This window comes from Chitiniphilus eburneus, assembly GCF_005048205.1.
In the GTDB taxonomy this organism is placed as follows: domain Bacteria; phylum Pseudomonadota; class Gammaproteobacteria; order Burkholderiales; family Chitinibacteraceae; genus Chitiniphilus; species Chitiniphilus eburneus.
Map to the genome: position 1 here is coordinate 183,775 of NZ_SUMF01000003.1, position 22,754 is coordinate 206,528.

A 22,754-nucleotide genomic window follows, 5' to 3' on the forward strand; every position below is an offset into this window, starting at 1 on the left:
CCTCCAACCTGCGTTGATCGGCAATGCCTGCCCATTCCGCCCCGGGCGCCAGCGTGGCGCCCCATGACTATCTGGCCCGTCATCCACGGTTCGACCCCGCTGGCCTGACCCGCCTTTGGCTGCTGGGCATGCCGCTGGGCTGGCTGGAGGCGCCGACGCTGCGCTTTCTGACCCGCTTCGACGCGGCATTCCGCCAGGTGGGCGAGTTCGGCGTGCAGTTGCAGGCGGAAACCCCCGCCGAGGCCGGGGCGATCCTGGAACGCGCGGCGCGCGCCATGCGCGAAAACGGGCTGGTTCGCGGCTGGCGCAACGAGCGTTACACCGTTTACGCGCCGCTCGGCGACGGCGCGCCAGACCTGGACCAGCCGTGGTTTGCCCTGGAGCGTGCGGCGTTCCGCCGGCTGGGGCTGGTCAGCCGCGCGGTGCATATCAACGGCTACACCGCCGCCCGCACACTCTGGGTGGGCCGGCGCGCCGCCGACAAGAGCATCGACCCGGGCCGGCTGGACAATCTGGCGGCCGGTGGCCTGCCGCAAGGCGAAACCACGTTCGATTGCGTGGTCCGCGAGTTGTGGGAGGAAGCCGGCGTACCGGCGGAGCTGGCCGCCCTGGCTCGCCCGGGCGACAGCATCCGCGTCACCCGCAACGAGCCGGATGGCACGCACGACGAGATGCTCCATTGCTACGATCTGGCGCTGCCGGCCGATTTCACACCGCGTAACGTCGATGGCGAGGTGGCGGGCTTCATGCAGCTCGATGCGGCAACGGCGTTGGCGCGCCTGCCGGAATTCACCTGGGATGCCGGCATGGTCACCGCGCGATTCCTGATCGCGCACCATTGGCGCTGAGCGTTCACGATGAACCTGCCGACTGATCCGCCCTCACCCACTGAACGCCTGTTCATCGCGCTGGCACCCGCCGAGTCGCTAAGGGAAACCCTGTGCGCCATTCGCGACCGGTTGCACAACCAGGCTGGTGGTCGCGCGATGCCGGCGGGCAATCTGCACCTGACGCTGGCATTCCTGGGCGACACCCCCACCGCGCGCATTCCGGAGCTGCTGCAATTGCTGGCGGCCTTGCCCCGACGCGAGTTTGTCTGGCGCATCGAGCGCGCGGGCAGTTTCAAGGCCGGCAGCCCCAAAGGCTGCATCGTCTGGGCGGGGGGCGAAACGCCCGCGCCGCTGGCCGCGCTGGTCGAGGACGTGTGGGCCACCCTGCGTGCCAACCGGTTTCCTTTCGACAGCAAGCAGTTCAGGCCGCACGTGACCTTGCTGCGCGATGCGCGACCGGTCGATGAGACATTGCCGCCGCTGGACTGGCAAGCCGGCCCGCCGCTGCTCTACCGCAGCGTGGCAACGCCCCGCGGGCCGCGCTACGAAGTGATCACGCGCTGAGGCACCCGCCGGACGCTGGCCGTCATGTGACGACACGCCCTAGCTGGCAAAGGTATCGCAGCTTTTGATCTGGCCGCTGTCGAAGCCACGACGAAACCAGGTCATGCGCTGTTCGGAACTGCCGTGCGTGAAGGAGTCGGGCACCACTTGGCGGCCGGCGCTGCGCTGCAAGGTGTCGTCGCCGATGGCATTGGCCGCCGTCAGCGCCTCTTCCAGATCACCCTGTTCCAGCAGGCCGCGTCGCTGCGCATAGTGTCCCCAGACGCCCGCGAGGCAATCGGCCTGTAGTTCCTGCTTCACCGACAGCGCATTGCCAGCGGCTTCGCCCAGGCGCGCTCGCGCGGCATGCACTTTCTCCGACACGCCCAGCAGGTTCTGCACGTGGTGCCCGACCTCGTGGGCAATGACGTAGGCTGCGGCAAAATCGCCACCTGCCTTGTAGCGCTGGGCCATTTCGTCGAAGAAGCCCAGGTCGAGGTAGACCTGACTGTCGCCGGGGCAATAGAACGGCCCGACCGCCGAACTGGCCTGACCGCAGGCGCTTTGCACCGCGTCGCGGAACAACACCAGCCGGGGTGGCTGGTACTGCCCACCGGCCTGGCTGAACAGCGTGGTCCAGGTGTCTTCGGTATCACCCAGTACGCGGGCGGCGAACTGGCGGCTGGGGTCGTTCGCGGCAGCGGGGGCCGATTGCTGGACCGCGGGCGCGGGCTGTTGCACCTGGGATACCATGCCCAGGATTTCCATCGGACTCTTGCCCATCAGCAGGCCGATGACCACGACAACGGCAATGCCGCCCAGCCCCAGCTTGACGCCGCCACCGCCCATGCCGCGCCGGTCTTCGACGTTGTTGCTTTCACGCATTTTGTCCCAGCGCATGCTTGCTCCTCGGTCGTCCGCGACCCGTTCTATCGGTTGATGCGCCACGTTAGCGCATGGCCGGCATTCCACGACCGGCACTTGTACGACTCAGTGTGGGCGAACGCGGCCCGAACGGTAGCCCACCAATGAAAAGCCCCGCTGAACGCGGGGCTTTGACGATGATCGCGACGCGCTTATCCCAGGTAGGGATGACGCAGCACGATGGTTTCCTCGCGATCCGGGCCGGTGGAGATGATATCCACCGGGGCCTCACAGATTTCCTCGACGCGCTTGAGGTAGGCGCGCGCGTTGGCCGGCAGGTCGTCCCAGCGCTTGATGCCAAAGGTGGATTCGCTCCAGCCCGGCATTTCTTCGTAGACCGGCTCGCAACGCGCGATTTCCTCAGCGCCGATCGGCAGGATGTCGATCAGCTTGCCATCCAGCTTGTAGCCAGTGCACAGGTTGATGGTTTCGATGCCGTCCATCACGTCCAGCTTGGTGACGCAGAGGCCGGAAACGCCGTTGATCTGGATCGAGCGCTTGAGCGCGGCGGCGTCGAACCAGCCGCAGCGACGCGGCCGGCCGGTGACCGAGCCGAACTCGTTGCCGCGCTTGGCCAGGCCGGCGCCGATTTCGTCGAACAGCTCGGTCGGGAACGGGCCCGAGCCGACGCGGGTGGTATAGGCCTTCACGATGCCCAGCACGTAATGCAGCATCTGCGGCGCCACGCCGGCGCCAGGTGCGGCAGCGCCGGCCACGCAGTTGGACGAGGTCACGAACGGATAGGTGCCATGATCGACGTCGAGCAGGGTGCCCTGCGCGCCTTCGAACAGCAACGGTTCGCCAGCCTTGTGCAGGTCGTACAGCGTGCGCGAGACGTCGGCCACCATGGGCTTGATCCGCTCGGCGTAGGCCAGGGTCTGGTCGTGCACCTGCTGGAAGTCCAGCGTTTCGGCCTTGAAGTAATGCTTGAGCGCGAAGTTGTACCAGTCCAGGTTCTCCAGCAGCTTGGAGGCGAAACGTTCCGGATGGTAGAGATCCTGGAGGCGGATCGAGCGACGCGCCACCTTGTCTTCGTAGGCCGGGCCGATGCCGCGACCGGTGGTGCCGATCTTGCGATCGCCCTTGGACGCTTCACGCGCCTGGTCGATGGCGATGTGGTACGGCAGGATCAGTGGGCAAGCCTCGGAAATACGCAGGCGGCTGGCGACGTCGATGCCGGCCACGCTCAGTTCGTCGATTTCCTTGAGCAGCGCCTCGGGCGAGATCACCACGCCGTTGCCGATGAAACACGCCTTGCCTGCGTGCAGGATGCCCGACGGGATCAGGCGCAGCACGGTCTTCTTGCCGCCGACCACCAGGGTGTGCCCCGCATTGTGCCCACCCTGGAAACGAACCACGCCCTGTGCGTGATCGGTCAGCCAGTCAACGATCTTGCCTTTGCCTTCGTCACCCCATTGGGTCCCGATCACGACGACATTTCTGCTCATGGAAATCCTCGATTCACCAATTGAAACCAACGTGGACCACCGATGCGGCCCGCGTCATATTTTCCCGCACCCGTCCGGCGCCCGCATGTGAGGGGCGACGAACGAGCTACCGAATACTTGTCAGTCCAGCGCTTCCACCCGCCAGCCATCGCCATGCGCCGACAGGCGCCGATCGCACCCTGCCTCGGCCGGGTCCACGCCCAGGTCGACGATGACGGTTTCGCCTTCGGCACGCAGCGCGCGGATCGCGGCCAGCAGGCCCGGCGCCTCGCCAGCCGGCGCGATGATCGCGGGCCGGGCAGCCGGGAACGGCAGCCGGCTCATTTCGCGCAGGTCCAGGCTGAAGCCGGTGGCCGGGCGCGAACGACCGAACTTTTCGCCCACGCTGTCGTAACGACCGCCACGCGCAACCGCGTTGGCAAAGCCGGTGGCGTAAGCGGCGAAGACGAGGCCGGTGTGATAGTCGCTGCTGCGCACTTCGGCCAGGTCGAAACGGATGGCGATGCCCCGGGCGGCCAGCGCGGCCGCCAGTTGTTCCAGTGCATCGAGCGCCGCGACCACCGCCGGCAACGGCGGCAGACTGGCGCGGGCCCGGGCGATCACGTCGATATTGCCGTACAGGTTCGGCAACGCGGTCAGGCCCTGGGCGATGGCCGGGTCCAGTTGGGCGGTGGCGGCACGCAACGTGGGCAGGTCTTTCTGTTGCAGGGCCAGGAATACTTCGTGGCGGGCTTCGCCGCCCAGGCGCGCGGCATCGGCCAGTGCGTGGAACAGGCCGATATGCCCGATATCCAGACGAACCTGCTTCAATCCGGCCAGCGCCAGGCTTTCGAACATCAGTTCGATCACTTCGACGTCGGCAGCGATGTCGGCACAGCCATAGAGTTCGGCGCCGATCTGCCGTGGTTCGCGCGTGGACAGGATGCCGTCGGGCCGGGTGTTGACCACCGAGCCGGTGTAGCACAGGCGGGCGACGCCCTTGCGGTTGAGGATGTGCGCGTCGATGCGCGCCACCTGCGGCGTGATGTCGGCACGCAGGCCCATCTGCCGGCCGGTCAGCTCATCCACCAGCTTGAAGGTCTTGAGATCGAGTGCCGGATCGTCGTTGACGAACAGCGATTCGACATACTCGACGAGCGGCGGCATGACCAGTTCGTACCCGTAACGGGTGAACAGGTCGAGAATGCCCCGACGCATCGCCTCGATCTGGCGGGCTTCGCGGGGCAAGACGTCGGAAATATTCTCCGGCAGGATCCAGTTGCGCATTGGTTCTTTTCAAACAAAGGCCCGCCGGTGCGTGTGCACCGTCGGGCGCCTTGGTCAGGTAAAGGAGTTAGTGTACGGCGAGCGCGAGCAGCAGGCCAGCCATCAGGGACAGAAAACCGAACAGCCGGACCTTGCTTTCATCCAGCGAGGCGAGCTGCGTCATGCTCTGCTTCCACAGGCGCGGCACGGCGAAGGGCAGTATTCCCTCGAACACCATGACCAGCGCCAGCGCAAGGCCGATGCTGCCGATCATTTACCGCCCGCCCTCGGGTTCTTCATGTACTTGAAGAACTCCGCGCTCGGATCGACCACCAGCAGGTCGCCCTTCTTGCGGAAGCTTTCCTTGTAGGCATCCAGGCTCTTGTAGAACGCATAGAACTCGGGATTCTGCCCATAGGTCTGGCCATAGATCGACGCGGCGCGACCGTCGCCCTCGCCCTTCAGTTGCTGGGCCTTGTTGTAGGCGTCGGCCAGCGTCACTTCACGCTGGCGGTCGGCATCGGCCTTGATCTTTTCGGCCTCGGCAGAGCCTTCGGCGCGCAACTGGCTGGCCACGGCCTTGCGTTCGGACTGCATGCGCTCGTACACCGAGGTCAGCGTGCTGTCTTCCAGCTCCACGCGCTTGATCCGCACGTCGATCACCCGCACGCCGATGCGTGACGCATCGGAGTCGGCCACCTTGCGCACGAAGTCCATCACTTCGTCGCGCTTGCCGGAGATCACGTCCTGGACCGTGCGTTTGCCGAATTCATCGCGCAGCATGTTGTTGACGGTATTGCGCAGGCGATCCACCGCCTTGCGCTGATCGGTACCCACCGCCTTGTAGTAACGCTCGACATCGACGATGCGCCACTTGATGTAGCTGTCGGCACGCACATTCATCTTTTCGATGGTCTGGATGCGGGCCGGAATGCTTTCATCGATGGTCTGGATACGCTTGTCGAAATAGCGCACTTCCTGCAACAGCGGAATCTTGAAGTGAAAGCCCGGCTCCGAAATCACGCGGCGCGCTTCGGAGAACTGGAACACCACGGCGAACTGGCGCTGATCGACCGTGAAGAACGACAGGCTCAACACGAACAGCACTACCAGGATGACGGCGAGCGTCGGCAGAATACGATTCATCTTGTCGCCTCCTTAGCGGCCGTAACGAGCGCCGCGTTCTTGCGAGGCTGTATCGAGGGTTGCGGGAGCCGGAGCGGGCGCGGGCGCAGGTGCGGCAGCCGTCGGCGCATCGGCGCCGGTCTGCTGGATCAGTTTGTCGAGCGGGAGATAAAGCAGGCTGCCCGCTTTCTGGTCGACCAGTACCTTGGTGGTGTTCTGAAAAACCTGCTGCATGGTTTCGAGGTACAGCCGGTCACGCGTGACCTGCGGCGCCCTGGCGTACTCGGCAGCCACCGCCTTGAAGCGAGCGGTATCACCCTCGGCCTGGGCCACGACGCGCTGCTTGTAGCCCTCTGCTTCTTCCAGCAGTCGGGCGGCGGCGCCACGCGCCTTGGGAATCACGTCGTTGGCATAGGCGGTGCCTTCGTTGATCAGACGCTGGCGATCCTGGCGGGCCTTGACCGCATCGGCAAACGATTGCTGCACCTGCTCGGGCGGCTGCACATCGGAGATATTGACGCGCGCGATGGAAACGCCGGCACCGTAGCGATCCAGCAGTTCCTGCATCTGCTTCTTGGTTTCCTCGGCGATCTGGCCACGGCCTTCGTTCAGGACGTAATCGACCTTGCTGCGCCCCACCACTTCGCGAATGGCGGTTTCGGCCGCGGGCTTGACGATCAGGTCGCGCCCGTTGGGGTCGTTGACGCGGTTGTTGAAGACGTAATCCTTGGCGGAATTGAGCGTGTACTGCACTTCGAGCTGCACTTCGATCAGGTTCTGGTCGCCGGTCAGCATGATCGCTTCATCCGACGAACCACCCGCGGCCGCGGTGCCTACTTCCAGGCTGCGGATTTCCGTCATGTTGACGATCTCGCGGCGTTCGATCGGCCAGGGCACGTGCCAGTGCAGGCCGGAATTCTCGACAGTGTTCACATAGCGGCCGAACCGCAGCACCACGGCGTTTTCGCGCTCGTCCACCACGTAAAAGCCGGAAAGCCCCCACAAAACCAGCAGGACGCCGACGACGGCAAACAGCCCCGTGCTGCCACTACCGGAGCGTCCTGGCGTCGGCGAGCGGCCGCCGCCGAAAAAGCGGGAAATCTTCTGGGTAAAGCGACGGATGATTTCATCCAGGTCGGGAGGGCCATCGTTGCGGCGGCCACCCCATTGCGGGTCGTTCTGGCTCATGGAGTCGTGTTTTCCTCGGTGTTTTGGCTCATTGCCTCGACCACGGCGCTGCGCAGCAGATCCAAGCCTTCCCCTTGCATTGCACTCACGCGCACGGCGCGAATCCTACCATATTCATCAAGATCCACGCCCGCCGGCAGCGGTTTCAGGTCGATCTTGTTCCAGACCATCAATTGGGGAATGCGTTCCGCTCCGATCTCCGCCAATACCTTGTTGACCTCGCTGACCTGCATTTCGCGCATCGGATGATTGATATCCACTACATGCAGCAATAGATCAGCATGGATGGTTTCTTCAAGCGTGGCGCGAAATGCCGCGACCAGGGTATGAGGCAATTGACGGATGAACCCGACGGTATCGGAAATCACCACCGAATGCGCCGAGTCGAGAAACAGTTTGCGGGAGGTGGTATCCAGCGTGGCAAACAACTGATCGGCCGCATAAATCTTGGCCTTGGTCAGCGAATTGAACAACGTGGACTTGCCCGCGTTGGTGTAGCCGACGATGGATACGGTGAACAGGTTGCTCCGCTCGCGGGCCCGCCGCTGCGTTGCCCGCTGTCGTTGCACGGTGGCCAGCTGATCCTTGAGCCGCTTGACCCGGATGCCGATCAGGCGCCGGTCGGTTTCCAGCTGGGTTTCACCCGGCCCACGCAGGCCGATACCGCCCTTTTGCCGCTCCAGGTGAGTCCAGCCCCGCACCAGGCGCGTCTGGATGTGCGCAAGCTGAGCCAACTCCACCTGAAGCTTGCCTTCTGCGGTTCGGGCGCGCTGCGCAAAGATATCGAGAATGAGCGTGGTGCGATCGATGACGCGGCAGGACATCGCCCTTTCCAGGTTGCGCTCCTGCGCCGGCGATAGCTGGTGGTTGAAGATCACCAGTGGCGCATCGTGCCCGCGCACTGCGGCGGCAATCTCTTCCACCTTGCCGGTGCCGGCAAAATAGGCCGGGTCCGGTCGCGAGCGCTTGCCTTCGATGACGGTCAGCGGGCGTACGCCGGCCGATTCGACCAACTGCACAAATTCTTCAAGGCCATCGCGATAATCGGCCTCGCCAAAGTCGAGACAAACGAGAACGGCGGTATCGCCGCCTTGGTGACGTTCAAACATTAGGGCCCGGGGTCAACGGCAAAGCCAAAAGATAAAACCCCGGAAGTCTACATCTTCCGGGGTTGGCATGCGTGCACTACCTGTCACGCTTCGGCTGCGGGTGCGGCCGGCGGCTGTTCGTGGGGGATCGAAACAGGGCGCGAAGGCACCACGGTGGAGATGGCGTGCTTGTACACCATCTGGGTCACGTTGTTACGAAGCAGGACCACGTATTGATCGAAGGATTCAATCTGACCCTGTAGCTTGATGCCATTGACAAGGTAGATGTAAACAGGGACGTGTTCCTTGCGAAGGATATTCAGGAACGGGTCTTGCAGCATTTGCCCCTTGGCGCTCATTAGTTGTTCTCCGATGCGTTGTTATGTTGGAAGTCTGTCTTATCGCGTCTTAAATGACATCTTACACTTATAGTATAACCCGGAGCGTACGCCAATCGTCATGATTCACATCACCGGGGTTTTTTGCCCCCACCGGCCTGCCCTTCATAGGGGTTGTCGCTTCGCTTGTACTGCACCCGCAGCGGCGTGCCCTGCAATTTGAAGGTCTTGATGAAGCAGTGCTCCAGATAGCGCCAATAGGAGTCCGGGACTTGTTCCAGCGCGTTTCCGTGGATCACGATGACAGGGGGATTCATGCCGCCCTGGTGGGCATACCGCAACTTGGGGCGAATCCGGCCTGAGAGCGGTGGCTGTTGTCGTTCGATAGCAAGTTGCAATGCACGGGTCAGCTTTGGGGTGGGCAACTTTACCATTGCCGCAGCGTAAGCGGCATCGATGGACTTGAAGAGGTCACCCACGCCCTGCCCCGCCAGCGCGGAAATATAGTGAAAGCGGGCAAATTCCAGAAAAGCCAGCTTGCGCGAGATTTCGCGCTTGATGCGGTCCCGCTGTTCGGCCGACGCAGCCTCCCACTTGTTCACCGCAACCACCAGCGCCCGCCCCGTTTCCAGCACGAAACTGGCAAGGCGGGCATCCTGGTCGGAGACCTCTTGTGTGGCATCCAGCACCAGCACCGCCACGTTGGCATCTTCCACCGCCTGCATGGTCTTGATCACCGAAAATTTCTCGATGGTTTCATTGACCTTGCCGCGACGCCGCACGCCAGCGGTATCGATGATGGTGTAGTGCGAAGCGTTGCGCTCGAAATCGATGTAAACCGAATCGCGGGTAGTGCCCGGCTGGTCGAAGGCGATGACGCGTTCCTCGCCCAGCACGGCGTTGACCAGCGTGCTCTTGCCCACGTTGGGACGGCCAATCACTGCGAATTTCGGATGATCGGCCTCGGTATCGTCGGTATCGACCTGGAAACCGTCGAGCACCTCACCGATCAATTCGCGAACACCTTCGCCGTGCGACGCGGAGATGGCCACCGGATCGCCCAGACCCAGCTCGAAGAAATCCGCCGTGACCACGCCACGGTTCATCCCTTCGACCTTGTTCACCGCCACCCAGACCGGACGTTCGGTCTGGCGCAGGCGTTGCGCGATCAATTTATCCTGAGGTGTGATGCCGACCCGGCCATCGACGATGAACACGATGGCATCGGCCTCGTCCACCGCCTGGAGGGTCTGCCGAGCCATTTCCATCATGATGCCTTCGTCGACGACGGGCTCGAAGCCGCCGGTATCCACGACGAAATAAGGCTTGCCCCCCACCTTGCCATGACCATAGTGGCGATCGCGGGTCAGGCCCGGCTGATCGGCCACCAGGGCGTCACGCGTCTTGGTCAGGCGATTGAATAAGGTGGATTTGCCGACATTGGGACGGCCGACAAGCGCGATAGTGGGTTTCATCAGTTATTGCTTGATACTCAATGCAAACACGTTGCCGGCCTGCGTTTGCACGATCACACGATTGCCGATCACCTGAGGCACGGCCGCGATACGGCTGCCATCGGTGGACACCTGGCCGACGAAACGGCCATCTTCGCGTGACAGAAAATGAACATAGCCCGCCAGATCGCCGACGGCGACCACGTCGCCGATGCGCACCGGGGCGCTGGTGCGTCGGGCAACCAGCTTGTCCTGACGCCACATGCTGCGACCGCTGCTCCGGTCGAGCGCACTGACATTGCCGAGGTCATCGACCAGATACAACTGATCGTCATCCACAGCGACGCCCGCATAGCTGGAGGCTTCGCGCGACCAGACCGGCGTACCGTTGTTCTGGTTCAGGCAACCCACCCGGCCCTGATAGGCCACGGCACAAACCAGATTACCCGTCACCACGGGCGGCGCCACCACGTCGGAGACGCGCTCCAGCTCGGTTGCACCGCGCGGCTGGGCGATGGGGCTATCCCACACCACCGTGCCATCGCTCAGCCTGAGCGCAAGCAGGCGTCCACCCGCCATGCCCGCGAACAGCAGGCCATGGTCGGTGACCATCGGCGCGAAATTACGCAGCATCAGCGCCGGCATCTGGCGCTGGTATTGCCATTTACGCGAACCGTCCGCAGCGGAAAAACCCGTGATCCGGCCATCCGCGGTCCGCACGGCGACGATGCCGTCGGCCACCAGCGGCGGGGAGATGATTTCAGTGGACGCCCGCGTCTGCCACAGCGACTGACCATCATAGCCATAGGCAAGCAGGTCGCCCTTGAGCGTACCGACGACAATGGTGCCTTCACCGGCACCGACCCCGCCGGCAACCGGATGCGGCAGGTCCACCTTCCAGCGCGCACCGCCACCGTTCATGTCGATGGCCTGCAACTGCGCGGGCGCCCCGGCAACGATCAGGCGATCTCCCGCCTGTGCCGGCAGAAAACGGAAATCGGTCTTGCCGCCCACGCCATCGCGCCAGGCAACCTGTGCGCCGATCTGGTCGGCCACGGTCGGCAAGGGGGACGGCTCCGGCTGATTGCTGGTCGCACCGCATGCGGCCAGCGCGGCGGTCATCGCTGCAAGGCTCAGGCGGCGCAAGGCCATGCCTTTCATGCCCATGATCTTGGACGGCATCTCAACCCTTTTGGAGTGCATCGAGTTTTACCTGGACAAACTGGACATTCGGCGCGTCCTTGGGCAGCTTGGCCAGGGCCTCCTTGTAGGCCTCCCGCGCGCCGCTGCTATCGCCCTTGTCGAGCAGGACATCGCCACGAAGTTCCGCCACCAGTCCGGCAAAGCCCGTGGTTTCGGCGCCACCCAGGGTTTTCAGGGCCGCATCGGGCTGCTTTTGATCGAGCTGGACCGCGGCAAGGCGCAGGCGTGCCGCGTCGCGCAGGTCCACTTCATTGCTGTTGGCCACCACCCAGTTGAGCTGGGCTTCCGCTTCCTTGAGCTGGCCGGCATCGGCGCTGGCCTTGGCGGCAAACAGTGCGCCGCGCGTTGCAAAGGCGGAGCCCGAAAAATCCTGCTTGAGCAGATCGGCATCGGCGCGGATCTTGGCCGCATCGCCACCGATTGCGCTCTCGATGCGGGAATAGATCATTGCGGCCTTTTCCGACTGGCCCTTCTGGTAGGCATTCCAGCCCTGCCATGCGAGATAACCCAGCAAAGCCAGGATGGCGGTGGCGGCGAGGTACTTGCCCCAGCTATTCCACCAAGCCTTGAAGTCAGCGATTTGTTCTTGTTCCTGAAGGTCGAATGCCATCTTTTGATGATCCAGAGTTCAGAGCGGTAAACGGAAGTAGGCGATTATGCCCGAATTCGTGCGGCCAGGTCGGCCAGCGGCAGCGTGACTTGCTCGCCGGCGCCAGCACCGGTCAGCGTTTTCAGATTGGCGTTGCCATTGCGTGCCTCTTCGTCGCCGATCACGACCGCAAAGCGTGCTCCACTGGCATCCGCCTTCTTGAACTGCGATTTGAAACTGCCGCCACCGGCATGCACCGCCACGGCCAGCCCTTCGTCACGCAGTTTTTCGGCAAGGCCCGGCGCAATGCGTTGCGCCTCGTCGCCAAGATTCACCAGATAGACATCCGGCGAATCGGAAGCCTGCACGCCATATTCCTGCATCAACAGGAATACACGCTCCAGGCCCATGCCGAAGCCGCAGGCAGGCGTGGGCTTGCCCCCCAGGGTTTCCACCAGGGTGTCGTAGCGACCCCCGCCAGCAATCGTGCCCTGGCTGCCCAGGCGCGTGGTGACCCATTCGAACACGGTGCGGTTGTAGTAATCCAGACCGCGCACCAACCGTTGATTCAGTTGATAAGCCACGCCGGCATCGGAAAGGAACTGGCATACACCGTCGTAGTGCGCCCGTGTTTCAGCGCCCAGCGTATCGAACAGCTTGGGCGCGGCTTCGATCATTTCCTGCATTGCCGGATTCTTGCTATCCAGGATACGCAGCGGATTGGTATGCAGGCGACGCTTTGCATCGTCATCCAGCAGCGCGGCATTGCGCTCGAAATAGTCGATCAGCACCTGGCGGTAGGCCGCACGCTCGGGGGCATCGCCAATGGTGTTGATCTGCAGGGCCACGTCGTTCAGACCGAGCGCGCGCCACAGCCGCGCCAGCATCACCATCTGCTCCGCATCGACATCCGGGCCAGTAAAGCCGAATGCCTCGACACCGATCTGGTGGAACTGCCGCTGCCGCCCTTTCTGCACGTTCTCGTGACGGAACATGGGGCCGGCGTACCACAGCCGCTGCGGGCCGTTGTAGGTCAGGTTGTGTTCGACGACCGCCCGGACGCAGCCGGCAGTGCCCTCGGGGCGCAAGGTCAGCTTGTCGCCGTTCAGCGCATCCACCCAGGAATACATTTCCTTTTCGACGATGTCGGTGTTCTCGCCGACGCCGCGCACGTACAGCCCCGTCGGTTCGACGATGGGCAGGTGGATATAGCGATATCCGTACTGGCCGAGCACGCGAGCGGCCACGTCGCCCAGCTTCTGCCAGAGCGCGGAATCGCCCGGCAGGATGTCGTAAAAACCCTTGATGCTTTGAAACTTGTCAGCCATGGAATCAGACAACCTTGAGCGGAATGATCTTGTTCTCGGCACGCCTGGCACCGCCCTCGCCATACCGCGTGCTCACATAATTCTCGACGATGGCCTGGAACTCGGCCGCCACCTGGTCACCCTTCAGCGTGACGGTCTTCTCGCCATCCACATAGACCGGACAGACCGGCACCTCGCCCGTACCCGGCAGGCTGATGCCGATATCCGCCAGCTTGGATTCGCCGGGGCCATTGACCACGCACCCCATCACCGCGACCTTCATGTCCTCGACGCCCGGGTAGCTGGCGCGCCAGACCGGCATCTGCCGACGCAGGAACTCCTGGATATCCTGGGCCAACTCCTGAAACACGGTGGAGGTCGTCCGCCCACAGCCCGGACACGCGGTCACCAGCGGGGTGAAGCTGCGCAGGCCCATGGTTTGCAGCAACTCCTGCGCGACGATCACTTCCTTGGTGCGATCGCCACCCGGCTCGGGGGTGAGGGAGATGCGGATGGTGTCGCCGATCCCTTCCTGGAGCAGCACCGCCAGCGCGGCGGAGGATGCGACGATGCCTTTGGAACCCATGCCCGCCTCGGTCAGGCCGAGGTGTAGCGGAAAATCGCAACGGCTGCCCAGATCGCGATAGACCCTGATCAGGTCCTGCACGTGCGATACCTTGCACGACAGGATGATCTTGTCCGGGGACAACCCCCAGCCGATCGCCTGTTCGGCCGATTCGAGCGCCGAGCGGATCAGGGTTTCCCGCATGACCGCCTCGACCGGAAGCGGCTGGGCCAGCTTGGCGTTCTCGTCCATCAGCCGGCCGGCCATGGCCTGATCGATCGATCCCCAGTTCACGCCGATCCGTACCACCTTGTCGAACTCGATGGCCTTTTCGATCATGAAGGCAAATTTCTCGTCGCGCTTGCTACCGCGCCCGACATTGCCCGGGTTGATACGGTACTTGGCCAGCGCCTTGGCGCATTCGGGATATTCGCGCAGCAGCCGGTCGCCGTTGAAATGAAAATCACCGATCAGCGGAACGCGGCAACCCCACTCTTCCAGCATGGCCTGGATCGGCGCAACGGCGGCGGCGGCTTCGGAACTGTTGACGGTGATGCGCACGGCTTCGGAGCCCGCGCGCCACAACTCGAAAATCTGCCGCGCGGTGCCTTCGGCATCGGCGGTATCGGTGTTGGTCATCGACTGGACCAGCACCGGGTGATCGCTGCCGATCCAGGCGTGGCCCAGTTGGACCTGCCGGGTACTACGGCGAGGAAGGGAATCGCTCATCATTGCCTGGGGGTTATTTCAGTTCGAACGCGGCAACATTGACCTGCGTATAGGGCACGAGGTCCACCTGCTTGCCGCGCAGGTAAAGCTGGGTTTTCGGCGCATTGCCGATCTTGATGCGATAGGGCGCTCGACCGCTTACATAGCGCTCCGCACCTGCCGGAATCACTTCCGAAATCATGCGACGCCCATCGGCATCGGTGATCTGCACCCAGGTTTCCGCCTGCGCCGCGATTCGCAGATCACCGGACATCACCGCGGTTGGGGTCGGCGCGGCCGACGCCACCACCGGCCCGGGCACGGCGGTCACCACGGGCTGGGGTGCAACGGCACTGGCCGCCGCGACAGCCTGGGACGCCGCCTCGCCAACCGGATCGACCGGCACCGGCGCCACCACTTCCACCGGCGGCGTATCGAGCTGTGGGTTCACCGGCTGCTGCAAATACCACCAGACGCCGCCGAACACGCACGCAAACGCCACCAGCCCGGCCAGCACCGCCGGCCAGCGCGACGAGCCACTTCGCGGCAAGCTGCCACCGAGACTGACGCCCACTTCCTCGCGTACCGACGGCAACGCCACCTGTACCCGCTCCGTCGGCAGCAACCCTTCCAGGTCGGCCAGCAGCGGCGCGGCATCCATCCCCAGCAGCTTGGCGTAATTGCGGACGAAACCACGGGCGAACGTATTGCCCGGCAGGGAGTTGTAGTGATCAGCCTCGATCGCTTCGATCTGTTTCTTCGCCAGCTTCAGTTGCGCCGCGATCTGCTCGATCGCAAGCCCCATCTGCTCGCGCCTCGCCTTCAGCCGTGCGCCCACACCTTGCGGCAGGGATGTCGTCGATTCGGTTTGCTCGGTCATTCTGTCCAGTTTTCCACGCAGATCCGCTTGCGTCAGCAGGCCTCTCGGTTCAGTCGTACTTTCCGTTCAGCAGCTTGGTGGTTTCCACCGATTCGGGAAATTGATTGCGCAACTTGGCGGCCATGCGGCTTTCCACCGCTTTGTTGCCCGCCATGCGCTCCACCCGCACTCCCAGCCAGAGCGACTCCGCGCTTTCCGGCAAGCGCTTTTGCAACTCTGCATAATTTTGCTTGGCCAGCACCGGATCGCCCTTCTTCAGCCCCAGCTCGACCAGCCACAAACGGGCCTGAAGGTTGTCCTGGCGATAGGCCAGCGCGCGCTCGAAGTAATCCTGCGCCGCCGTCATCTTGCCCGCCTGGAACGCACACTGCCCGGCATTGACCAGCGTCTTGTCCGGGGTGGTGTAAAGCTTGTCCTTCAGCGCATTCAGGTAATAGAGAATGCCTTCGTCATACTGGCCGCGATCGCAGAGGAACCAGCCATAGTTGTGATTGATGTTGGGATTGTCCGGGGAGAGCGTCAGCGCCTTCTGGAAATTGTCCCGTGCCTTCTGGTCCTCTTTCAGCTCGGCGTAGATCAGCCCCAGTACGTTGTAGGCTTCCGCGTAGCGCGGATTGGCGGTGATGGCGCGATTGGCCTCATCGATGGCAACGCCGTACTGTCCCCGTTTGAAGTAGCCCGCAGCCAACTGGGTACGCAGGGTGGCCACATCGCCGGGCTCGGCCAGCACTGGCGTGGCGAGGCCTCCTGCGATCAGTCCCAGTGCCAGGCCCACCGTCGCAATCAAACCTCGCATCTTCTCCCCCTCAACGCCGGAATGTAATGGGCTGCGCGTCGGTCGCGCGCTGTGTACGCCGCGTCCGATCCTTGACCTGGCCAGCGAGCTGGCCGCAGGCGGCATCGATATCGTCGCCGCGCGTTTTGCGGACAGTCACGATGTAGCCCGCATCAATCAGGATGTCGCGAAAGGCGAGGATAGCATCGCGCGACGAACGGTTGTAGCCCGAGTTGGGGAAGGGATTGAATGGGATCAAATTCAGCTTGCATGGCACATCGCGCAACAACGCCGCCAGTTGCCGCGCATGCTCGGGCAAATCGTTGACCCCCTCGAGCATCACGTACTCGAAGGTGATGAAGTCGCGCGGCGCCTTTTCCAGATAGCGGTTACAGGCGGCCAGCAGTTCGCGCAACGGGTATTTCTTGTTGATAGGAACGATGTGATCGCGAATCTCATCGTTCGGGGCATGCAGGCTGACCGCCAGGGCCACCGGACAGGCGTCGCGCAGGCGATCCATCGCCGGCACCAGCCCCGATGTGGACAGCGTGACGCGCCGGCGCGACAAGCCGTAGGCATTGTCATCCAGCATCAGGCGCAGCGCGGCGACCACATTCTCGAAATTGGCCAGCGGCTCGCCCATGCCCATCATCACGACATTGGAAACGATGCGCCCGTCTTCGTTGACCGGCGCGCCCAACCGCGCTTGCTCGACCGACAGGCGATTGTTGGCCCACCACAACTGCCCGATGATTTCGCCCACGGAGAGGTTCCGGTTGAACCCCTGGCGCGCGGTGGAACAGAACGAGCATTCGAGGGCGCAGCCTACCTGGCTGGAGACGCAGAGCGTGCCGCGGTCGTCCTCGGGGATGAACACGGTTTCGATGCCATTGCCGACACCGACGTCCAGCAACCACTTGGTGGTGCCGTCGCTGGCCACATGCTCGGCCAGCACGCCCGGAGACTTGATCTGGGCATCGGCGGCGAGCCGGGTGCGAAAATTCCTGGCGATGTCGGTCATCTGCTCGAAATCGGCCACGCCGCGCTGATGAATCCACTTCATCAGTTGCTTGGCGCGGAACGGCTTTTCGCCGTATTGCACCATCAGCTCGGCCATGCGGTCGGCATCGAAATCAAGCAGATTGACGGACATTCGTTACTCCCGGACCGCCCGCACGGGGCGGACGCGATTACTTGGCGGCGTACACTTCGGAAGCCGCGAAGAAATAGGCGATCTCGATCGCCGCATTTTCCGCGCTATCCGAACCGTGAACGGCGTTGGCGTCGATCGACTCGGCGAAATCGGCGCGAATGGTACCCTTATCGGCCTTCTTCGGGTCGGTGGCGCCCATCAGCTCGCGATTCTTCAGCACCGCGCCCTCGCCCTCCAGGGCCTGGATCATCACCGGGCCGGAAACCATGAAATCGACCAGATCCTTGAAGAAAGGACGCTCTTTGTGCACCGCGTAGAAGCCTTCGGCCTCGGTGCGGGACAGATGCTTCATGCGCGCGGCAACGACCTTCAGACCGGCGGATTCGAAGCGATCATAAATCTTGCCGATCACATTCTTGGCGACGGCATCAGGTTTTACGATCGACAGCGTACGTTCAATAGCCATGGTGACTCCGAATAGGCGTTACGGTTCTAGATAAAGGACAAAGAAATCGTTTGCAGCAGCAGGCAGACTGGGCTAGCCTCGTTCTGGACTATCCGCAGCAATCTTGCGCTGCGTCAAAATAGCCGAACATTATAACAAACTTGCGTGCACAACGGCAGATGAGTGACGGACAGGATCCCCTGCTGAGGGAAGCCGAGCAGCACCGGCTGAAAGAACAAGTGTTTTGGCGCCTGGGAATTGCCACCGGGTTGATCGTCATCATTCTGGCCGGCATCTATCTGCTGGACCGCCCCGACTCGACACCGCAGCTCGCCCCTACCCCGGCCCAACCGCGCATCGCCGCAATACCGGCTCCAAAACCCGTCGTCGCGAGCGCGCCGGTCGTTACCGCCAGCGCGCCGCTTGCTGAAAATGCCTCGATCGCCTCCGACACCGCAACGGCACCAAGCCCGACCGCCGCAGCGCCAGTCGCCGCGCCTGCCGCGCCGGCGACCACCCCCACCCCGTCGCCCGTCGTGGCTGTCCGCCCGCTTGGCCCGACACTCAATGAAACAGACCGGCCGGCACTGCCCGGCGTCGTTCGCCCCGCACAACCGCAGATAGCCCGTCCCACGCCGCCGGACATCGTCCGGCCCGTCAGCCCCACGCTCGCCCGGCCAGCGCCCGTCGAACCACCGGCGCGCCCCGTGGTCGCGACCGAGCCGGCCACCTACACCGTTCAGGCCGGTGTCTTCCTGCACGCGAACAACGCGGAAAAACTGCTGCGCCAGCTACAGAATGCCGGCATTCCGGCCTATCTGGAGACCCGGGTACAGATCGGCCCCTTCAAGACCAAGGCCGAGGCGGAGGCTGCCAAGCGGCAGCTGCGCGCGCTCGGCATCGACCCGGTCCTGCACAACAACTGATCGATCAGTCCAGCCAGGGCGCCAGTTGCGCGACCAGCGACTGGCGCTGCCGGATTCCCTCGCCCATCAGCGCGAAGCCCAGCAGTTCACCGGTTGGCGAGCAATGCCTCGCCACCAGTGCCACTTCGTTCGCATCGACCTCCCAGACCCCGTCACGCCCGCCTTGCGGCGGCGCCACGACCGTCGGGCAACCGGGGGTTTTGACGATGACCGGCATGGCGGGATATCTGACCTGTGCCCCCTGACCCGCCAGGGTTGCCGCCAAGACCCGGGCCTGCTGCATGAGGGGCATGACAAAAGGCAGGCTCGATCCGGCCACTTCGGCGCAATCGCCGAGCGCCCAGACATGCTGCGCACTGGTTTGCAGGTCTCGCCCGACCGTCACGCCCCGCCCCGTCGCCATCCCGGATTGCCGCGCCAGCCCGGTGCGCGGGCACAACCCCACCGCCGACAGGACCAGCGCCACCTCGAGCACCGCGCCATCATCGAGCGCAACCCGATAGCCACCGCTCGCCTCATTGACCGACGTCGCCGCCACACCCAGGTGAAAATCCACGCCCGCGGCCGCCAGGCGCTCGCGAAGCCAGTCTCCGGCCGCTTGCGGCACGAAACGGGAGAGCGGCCAGGCGGCGGGATCGACCACCACCGGCTTCAGCCCACGCGCCAGCAGGTCATTGGCGAACTCGCACCCGATCAGGCCAGCCCCGAGGATGGCCACGGCACCTTCCACGGGCAGGCGTTCGACGAAGCGGGCGTAATCGTCCAGGTCGTTCACGGACAGCACCTGGGCGGCGGCATCCCCCGCCAGGGACAGGCGGATGGGATCGGCACCGAGCGCCAGGACCAGATCGCGATAGCGCAACTGGCGACCGTCCGCAAAAGCCACGGTTTGCGCGGCCACATCGATGGCGGTTGCTTCGCAACGCGGCCAGATGGTGGCATTCAGCTCCTCCGCCATGCGCTCGGCCGATTTCATGACCAACGCTTCCGGCGCCTTGTTTCCCGCCAGGGCATTGGACAGCATCGGTTTCGAATAGAAACCGGCGCCATCACGGGCAACGATGAACAGCGGCGTGGAAGTATCGAGTTTGCGAAACTCGCGGGCACAGTGGTAGGCGGCCAGGCCCGCGCCGACGATCACGACAGGATCGGACATGAAGACTCCAGGGATAGACGCCCGATATCCACCCATGCCGGCTCAAACCGGCTTCCGGCGAGCGCACCGGGGCGCCAGACAAACTGATTGAACGAGAAAAACGGAATATAAGTAATGCGCAGGCCGCCACTCAGGCGCTGGCATGGGCCTCGGGCAGATAGGTGATATTGGTCAGTCCCGCACCCAGCACCGCCTGCCGCACCGCTTCGACCGCCGCGCCGCGCGGGAAGTTCTTGCGCCACGCCAGCACTACCCGCCGGGTGGGCGCCGGCTCGACAAAGGGGCGAATCGCCAGCAGCGCATCGTCCGCGGGGCTGACGGAGGTCACCGGCAACACCGTAACGCCAATGCCGCCCGCGACCATATGCCGGATCGTGGTCAGCGAGCTGCCCTGCAACGTGCGTTGCAGACTGCTGCCGGCAGGGACACTTTCGCGATTCAGGTCCGGGCACATCTGCAGGACCTGATCCCGAAAACAGTTGCCTGGCGACAGCAGCAGGACATTTTCTTCCGACAACTGCTCGGAATTCACGTGATCGAGCTTTTCCCAAGGGTGCCCCTTGGGGGTGGCGACGACAAAGGGCTCGTCGTAGATCGCCTGGGTGACCACGCCGCTTTCATGGAACGGCTCGGCCACGATGGCCAGATCGATCTCGCCCTGCTTGAGCATCTCCGCCAGCCGCGCGGTGTAGTCTTCTTCCAGCAACACTTGCATCTGCGGTGCGCGCTCGCGCAATGCAGGAATCAGGTGCGGCAGCAGATACGGGCTGATGGAATAAATGATGCCCAGGCGCAGCGGCCCGGCCAGAGGGTCCTTGCCCTGCTCGGCCAACTGCTTGATGACCTGCACTTCCTCGAGCACCGACTGCGATTGCTCGACGATGCGCTCTCCGATGGGGGTCAGCGTCACATCGCCGGCCGAGCGCTCGAACAGCGTGACGCCCAGCTCGTCCTCCAGCTTCTTCACCGCCACCGACAACGTGGGCTGCGACACGAAGCAACTGGCGGCGGCGCGGCCAAAATGGCGCTCTCGTGCCACGGCGACGATATAGCGAAGCTCCGTCAACGTCATACCCAGAACTTCCTCTTCAGTTCGCGCCAGCGCCGCGCGCTCAGCGCGAAGGTCAAACCGAGCAGAACCAGCATCGTGAACAGCACCAACAGCGGCATGCTGAGACCAAGCAGCGTGAAATCGACGCTGGTGCAACTGCCGACCGGGCGGATCAGCGCCACCAGCCAGCCCGGCCAGCCCGGGTCGTTCAAATCGATGGGAAACGGCAGGCTGGAGGCGCACGCGAGATTGGGGTCCGGGGTACCGTATTGCAGGCGCAGGTTCCAGACCGCGCTTGCCGCGCCGGCCAGCGCGGACAGGCCCAGCAAGGACCCCAGGATGATCACGCCGCGCCGGGATGCCGGCTTCCAGAACACGGCCAGCAAGGAAAGCAGGCCAAAGGCAATGACCGCCAGCCGTTGATAGATGCACATCAGACAGGGCATCACCCAGTTGTAGATCTGGTGATACATCGCAAAGCCGACCATGCCGCAGCACGCCAGAAACAAGACCAGGAACCAAAGACGCCAGCGGGCCATGCCCCACTCCTTGTCTGATTGTTTTTTTCAATCGGCGATTGTAACGCCATGCTCAGGCAACGCCAAAGCAAACATCACGGAACCCTGATGTGCCGATTTACCCCGCACGATTCAGGAACTCCGCCAGCGCCTCGCGCTGCGCCATGGCATCGCGATACCCCAGGCGGATCAGCTCGCGCGCGTACTGATGATGGAACAGAACATAGCTGGCCACGATCGATCCCTGGCGACGAAATGCGCCCAGCCCGCCCAGCAGGAAGCGCAGGCCGGGCGGGAACGTCGAGCGATGCGGCATGGCCAAGCGCTCCAGCGGTCGCGAAGGCTTGATGCTGAACACCTCCACCTGACGCAACCCCAGCTGCTCACGCTCGACAGCGGGCAGGCGCTCCAGCGTACGATTGATGCGGCGCACCCGCTCCAGATCCGCTTCCAGCCCGTCGATGAAGATGCTATCGAGCAGGTGCCCGGCCACCTGCGCCAGCGATGGGTAGGCCACCACCTTTTCACGCGGCGGAACCGGCTCGGATTGCGGCGCCACGCCGATGACCAGCACCCGGCACGCGCCGAGATGGATGGCGGGGCTGATCGGTGCCACCTGCCGCACCGACCCGTCGCCAAAATACTCGCGGTGTATCCGCGCAGCGGGAAAGACGAATGGGATCGCGCTGGACGCCAGCAGGTGCGGCGGCTCGATGACGGTCTTCATGCCAAGCCGTTGCGCGCGCTGCCAGCCCTGCAACGCATCGTCGCCCTGGAAAAAACTGACGGATTGCCCGGTGGTGTAACCGGAAGCGGTAATCGACAGCGCCTTGAGCTGCCCCGCCTCGATGGCCCGGCCGATACCGCCGAAGTCGATCATGTTCCGCAACAGCTCGGTCAGCGGGCGATTGTCGAGAAAAGACCGGGGGTTGAAGCGGCCCAGGCCACCCAGCATCAGCGAAAAGATCCAGTGCGCGGCACGGCCAAACAACGCCGGCAAGGTGACGCGATAGACGCGCTCCGGCGTCAACGACAGCCAGGCGCGCGCCAGTTCGCGCACGGCCCGGCGAAAATCGGTGGCGCCGGCTGCCAGCGCGGCGGCATTGATGCCGCCCGCCGACGTCCCGCAGATGATGGGAAACGGGTTATCACGCGACCGGCGATGCAATCGCGTCACGGCCAACAGCACGCCGATCTGGTAGGCGGCCCTGGCGCCGCCGCCCGACAGGATCAACGCGGTGGCGTTCTGCGCACGATGCGTCGGCTGATCCATGCTCTCCCCTGGCGCGTTCGCG

General features: G+C 63.8%; 24 protein-coding genes. 3 read left to right on the forward strand and 21 right to left on the reverse strand.

The features are described from left to right. Positions 1-23 precede the first annotated feature (23 nt). Positions 24-848, forward strand: a complete 825-nt coding sequence (locus tag FAZ21_RS05750; RefSeq protein ID WP_136772328.1) for an NUDIX hydrolase — start codon at positions 24-26, stop codon at positions 846-848. A gap of 9 nt (positions 849-857) precedes the next feature. Continuing rightward, positions 858-1,394, forward strand: coding sequence for an RNA 2',3'-cyclic phosphodiesterase (gene thpR, locus FAZ21_RS05755; RefSeq protein ID WP_136772329.1), 537 nt, complete (start codon positions 858-860; stop codon positions 1,392-1,394). Positions 1,395-1,433: 39 nt separating this feature from the next. Here thpR and ypfJ read toward each other — a convergent pair whose 3' ends face one another. From ypfJ to ndk, 17 genes are all read right to left on the reverse strand, one after another. Then, positions 1,434-2,273, reverse strand: coding sequence for a KPN_02809 family neutral zinc metallopeptidase (ypfJ, locus tag FAZ21_RS05760; RefSeq protein WP_136772330.1), 840 nt, complete (start codon positions 2,271-2,273; stop codon positions 1,434-1,436). Between the two features lie 176 nt (positions 2,274-2,449). After that, the gene (locus FAZ21_RS05765) at positions 2,450-3,745 is read right to left on the reverse strand and encodes an adenylosuccinate synthase (protein WP_136772331.1); all 1,296 of its coding nucleotides are present in this window, start codon (positions 3,743-3,745) and stop codon (positions 2,450-2,452) included. Positions 3,746-3,865: 120 nt separating this feature from the next. Continuing rightward, positions 3,866-5,011: an ATP phosphoribosyltransferase regulatory subunit gene (locus FAZ21_RS05770; protein ID WP_136772332.1), complete on the reverse strand. Its 1,146-nt coding sequence runs from the start codon at positions 5,009-5,011 to the stop codon at positions 3,866-3,868. Between the two features lie 67 nt (positions 5,012-5,078). Next, entirely contained in the window at positions 5,079-5,264 is a 186-nt protein-coding gene (locus FAZ21_RS05775; RefSeq protein ID WP_136772333.1) for a DUF2065 domain-containing protein, read from the reverse strand. Next, positions 5,261-6,136, reverse strand: coding sequence for a protease modulator HflC (hflC, locus tag FAZ21_RS05780; protein WP_136772334.1), 876 nt, complete (start codon positions 6,134-6,136; stop codon positions 5,261-5,263). Before hflC ends, FAZ21_RS05775 begins: the two co-directional genes overlap by 4 nt. Positions 6,137-6,148: 12 nt before the next feature. Then, positions 6,149-7,303 carry an FtsH protease activity modulator HflK gene (gene hflK / locus FAZ21_RS05785; protein ID WP_136772335.1) on the reverse strand — a complete coding sequence of 385 codons (1,155 nt, stop codon included), beginning with the start codon at positions 7,301-7,303 and terminating at the stop codon, positions 6,149-6,151. After that, a complete protein-coding gene (hflX, locus tag FAZ21_RS05790; RefSeq protein ID WP_136772336.1) occupies positions 7,300-8,412 on the reverse strand; it encodes a GTPase HflX in 1,113 nt (370 codons plus the stop codon). Before hflX ends, hflK begins: the two co-directional genes overlap by 4 nt. A gap of 83 nt (positions 8,413-8,495) precedes the next feature. Continuing rightward, positions 8,496-8,750: an RNA chaperone Hfq gene (gene hfq, locus FAZ21_RS05795; RefSeq protein WP_136772337.1), complete on the reverse strand. Its 255-nt coding sequence runs from the start codon at positions 8,748-8,750 to the stop codon at positions 8,496-8,498. A 110-nt stretch (positions 8,751-8,860) separates the two neighbouring features. Continuing rightward, positions 8,861-10,204 (reverse strand): ribosome biogenesis GTPase Der, encoded by a 1,344-nt coding sequence (gene der, locus FAZ21_RS05800; RefSeq protein WP_136772338.1) that lies wholly within the window; start codon positions 10,202-10,204, stop codon positions 8,861-8,863. Positions 10,205-10,207: 3 nt separating this feature from the next. Continuing rightward, positions 10,208-11,365 (reverse strand): outer membrane protein assembly factor BamB, encoded by a 1,158-nt coding sequence (bamB, locus tag FAZ21_RS05805; RefSeq protein ID WP_169307273.1) that lies wholly within the window; start codon positions 11,363-11,365, stop codon positions 10,208-10,210. A gap of 1 nt (position 11,366) precedes the next feature. Continuing rightward, positions 11,367-11,996: a YfgM family protein gene (locus FAZ21_RS05810; RefSeq protein WP_136772340.1), complete on the reverse strand. Its 630-nt coding sequence runs from the start codon at positions 11,994-11,996 to the stop codon at positions 11,367-11,369. A gap of 44 nt (positions 11,997-12,040) precedes the next feature. Continuing rightward, positions 12,041-13,303, reverse strand: coding sequence for a histidine--tRNA ligase (gene hisS, locus FAZ21_RS05815; RefSeq protein ID WP_136772341.1), 1,263 nt, complete (start codon positions 13,301-13,303; stop codon positions 12,041-12,043). A 4-nt stretch (positions 13,304-13,307) separates the two neighbouring features. Further along, a complete protein-coding gene (gene ispG / locus FAZ21_RS05820; protein WP_136772342.1) occupies positions 13,308-14,579 on the reverse strand; it encodes a flavodoxin-dependent (E)-4-hydroxy-3-methylbut-2-enyl-diphosphate synthase in 1,272 nt (423 codons plus the stop codon). Between the two features lie 10 nt (positions 14,580-14,589). Next, positions 14,590-15,435, reverse strand: coding sequence for a RodZ domain-containing protein (locus FAZ21_RS05825; RefSeq protein ID WP_136772343.1), 846 nt, complete (start codon positions 15,433-15,435; stop codon positions 14,590-14,592). A 49-nt stretch (positions 15,436-15,484) separates the two neighbouring features. Then, positions 15,485-16,231 carry a type IV pilus biogenesis/stability protein PilW gene (gene pilW, locus FAZ21_RS05830; protein WP_169307274.1) on the reverse strand — a complete coding sequence of 249 codons (747 nt, stop codon included), beginning with the start codon at positions 16,229-16,231 and terminating at the stop codon, positions 15,485-15,487. Between the two features lie 10 nt (positions 16,232-16,241). Beyond that, positions 16,242-17,363, reverse strand: a complete 1,122-nt coding sequence (gene rlmN / locus FAZ21_RS05835) for a dual-specificity RNA methyltransferase RlmN (protein WP_136772345.1) — start codon at positions 17,361-17,363, stop codon at positions 16,242-16,244. Positions 17,364-17,400: 37 nt separating this feature from the next. Beyond that, complete coding sequence (gene ndk / locus FAZ21_RS05840; RefSeq protein ID WP_136772346.1) at positions 17,401-17,829, reverse strand: nucleoside-diphosphate kinase; 429 nt, start codon at positions 17,827-17,829, stop codon at positions 17,401-17,403. A 158-nt stretch (positions 17,830-17,987) separates the two neighbouring features. Here ndk and FAZ21_RS05845 point away from each other — a divergent pair, with 158 nt between their 5' ends. Beyond that, a complete protein-coding gene (locus tag FAZ21_RS05845) occupies positions 17,988-18,734 on the forward strand; it encodes an SPOR domain-containing protein (RefSeq protein WP_136772347.1) in 747 nt (248 codons plus the stop codon). A 4-nt stretch (positions 18,735-18,738) separates the two neighbouring features. On the opposite strand, the gene FAZ21_RS05850 is transcribed toward FAZ21_RS05845, so the two are convergent. The 4 genes from FAZ21_RS05850 to FAZ21_RS05865 all read right to left on the reverse strand — a co-directional run bounded on the left by FAZ21_RS05850 (position 18,739) and on the right by FAZ21_RS05865 (position 22,732). Next, positions 18,739-19,890 (reverse strand): NAD(P)/FAD-dependent oxidoreductase, encoded by a 1,152-nt coding sequence (locus FAZ21_RS05850; RefSeq protein WP_136772348.1) that lies wholly within the window; start codon positions 19,888-19,890, stop codon positions 18,739-18,741. Positions 19,891-20,020: 130 nt separating this feature from the next. Beyond that, on the reverse strand, positions 20,021-20,962 hold the full coding sequence (locus FAZ21_RS05855; RefSeq protein ID WP_136772349.1) for a hydrogen peroxide-inducible genes activator: 942 nt from the start codon (positions 20,960-20,962) through the stop codon (positions 20,021-20,023). Further along, positions 20,959-21,480 (reverse strand): disulfide bond formation protein B, encoded by a 522-nt coding sequence (locus FAZ21_RS05860; RefSeq protein ID WP_136772350.1) that lies wholly within the window; start codon positions 21,478-21,480, stop codon positions 20,959-20,961. Before FAZ21_RS05860 ends, FAZ21_RS05855 begins: the two co-directional genes overlap by 4 nt. A gap of 97 nt (positions 21,481-21,577) precedes the next feature. Beyond that, positions 21,578-22,732, reverse strand: coding sequence for a patatin-like phospholipase family protein (locus FAZ21_RS05865; RefSeq protein ID WP_136772351.1), 1,155 nt, complete (start codon positions 22,730-22,732; stop codon positions 21,578-21,580). Positions 22,733-22,754 lie beyond the last annotated feature (22 nt).

Coding starts and splice junctions, on each gene's coding strand:
- FAZ21_RS05850 (WP_136772348.1), bottom strand. CDS start 19,890: ATGTCCGATCCTGTCGTGATCGTCGGCGCGGGCCTGGCCGCCTACCAC.
- FAZ21_RS05810 (WP_136772340.1), bottom strand. CDS start 11,996: ATGGCATTCGACCTTCAGGAACAAGAACAAATCGCTGACTTCAAGGCT.
- FAZ21_RS05845 (WP_136772347.1), top strand. CDS start 17,988: ATGAGTGACGGACAGGATCCCCTGCTGAGGGAAGCCGAGCAGCACCGG.
- pilW (WP_169307274.1), bottom strand. CDS start 16,231: ATGCGAGGTTTGATTGCGACGGTGGGCCTGGCACTGGGACTGATCGCA.
- FAZ21_RS05770 (WP_136772332.1), bottom strand. CDS start 5,011: ATGCGCAACTGGATCCTGCCGGAGAATATTTCCGACGTCTTGCCCCGC.
- thpR (WP_136772329.1), top strand. CDS start 858: ATGAACCTGCCGACTGATCCGCCCTCACCCACTGAACGCCTGTTCATC.
- FAZ21_RS05775 (WP_136772333.1), bottom strand. CDS start 5,264: ATGATCGGCAGCATCGGCCTTGCGCTGGCGCTGGTCATGGTGTTCGAG.
- FAZ21_RS05765 (WP_136772331.1), bottom strand. CDS start 3,745: ATGAGCAGAAATGTCGTCGTGATCGGGACCCAATGGGGTGACGAAGGC.
- FAZ21_RS05865 (WP_136772351.1), bottom strand. CDS start 22,732: ATGGATCAGCCGACGCATCGTGCGCAGAACGCCACCGCGTTGATCCTG.
- ypfJ (WP_136772330.1), bottom strand. CDS start 2,273: ATGCGCTGGGACAAAATGCGTGAAAGCAACAACGTCGAAGACCGGCGC.
- FAZ21_RS05860 (WP_136772350.1), bottom strand. CDS start 21,480: ATGGCCCGCTGGCGTCTTTGGTTCCTGGTCTTGTTTCTGGCGTGCTGC.
- rlmN (WP_136772345.1), bottom strand. CDS start 17,363: ATGTCCGTCAATCTGCTTGATTTCGATGCCGACCGCATGGCCGAGCTG.
- ndk (WP_136772346.1), bottom strand. CDS start 17,829: ATGGCTATTGAACGTACGCTGTCGATCGTAAAACCTGATGCCGTCGCC.
- hflK (WP_136772335.1), bottom strand. CDS start 7,303: ATGAGCCAGAACGACCCGCAATGGGGTGGCCGCCGCAACGATGGCCCT.
- FAZ21_RS05855 (WP_136772349.1), bottom strand. CDS start 20,962: ATGACGTTGACGGAGCTTCGCTATATCGTCGCCGTGGCACGAGAGCGC.
- bamB (WP_169307273.1), bottom strand. CDS start 11,365: ATGCCGTCCAAGATCATGGGCATGAAAGGCATGGCCTTGCGCCGCCTG.
- hisS (WP_136772341.1), bottom strand. CDS start 13,303: ATGGCTGACAAGTTTCAAAGCATCAAGGGTTTTTACGACATCCTGCCG.
- hfq (WP_136772337.1), bottom strand. CDS start 8,750: ATGAGCGCCAAGGGGCAAATGCTGCAAGACCCGTTCCTGAATATCCTT.
- FAZ21_RS05825 (WP_136772343.1), bottom strand. CDS start 15,435: ATGACCGAGCAAACCGAATCGACGACATCCCTGCCGCAAGGTGTGGGC.
- hflC (WP_136772334.1), bottom strand. CDS start 6,136: ATGAATCGTATTCTGCCGACGCTCGCCGTCATCCTGGTAGTGCTGTTC.
- der (WP_136772338.1), bottom strand. CDS start 10,204: ATGAAACCCACTATCGCGCTTGTCGGCCGTCCCAATGTCGGCAAATCC.
- FAZ21_RS05750 (WP_136772328.1), top strand. CDS start 24: ATGCCTGCCCATTCCGCCCCGGGCGCCAGCGTGGCGCCCCATGACTAT.
- ispG (WP_136772342.1), bottom strand. CDS start 14,579: ATGATGAGCGATTCCCTTCCTCGCCGTAGTACCCGGCAGGTCCAACTG.
- hflX (WP_136772336.1), bottom strand. CDS start 8,412: ATGTTTGAACGTCACCAAGGCGGCGATACCGCCGTTCTCGTTTGTCTC.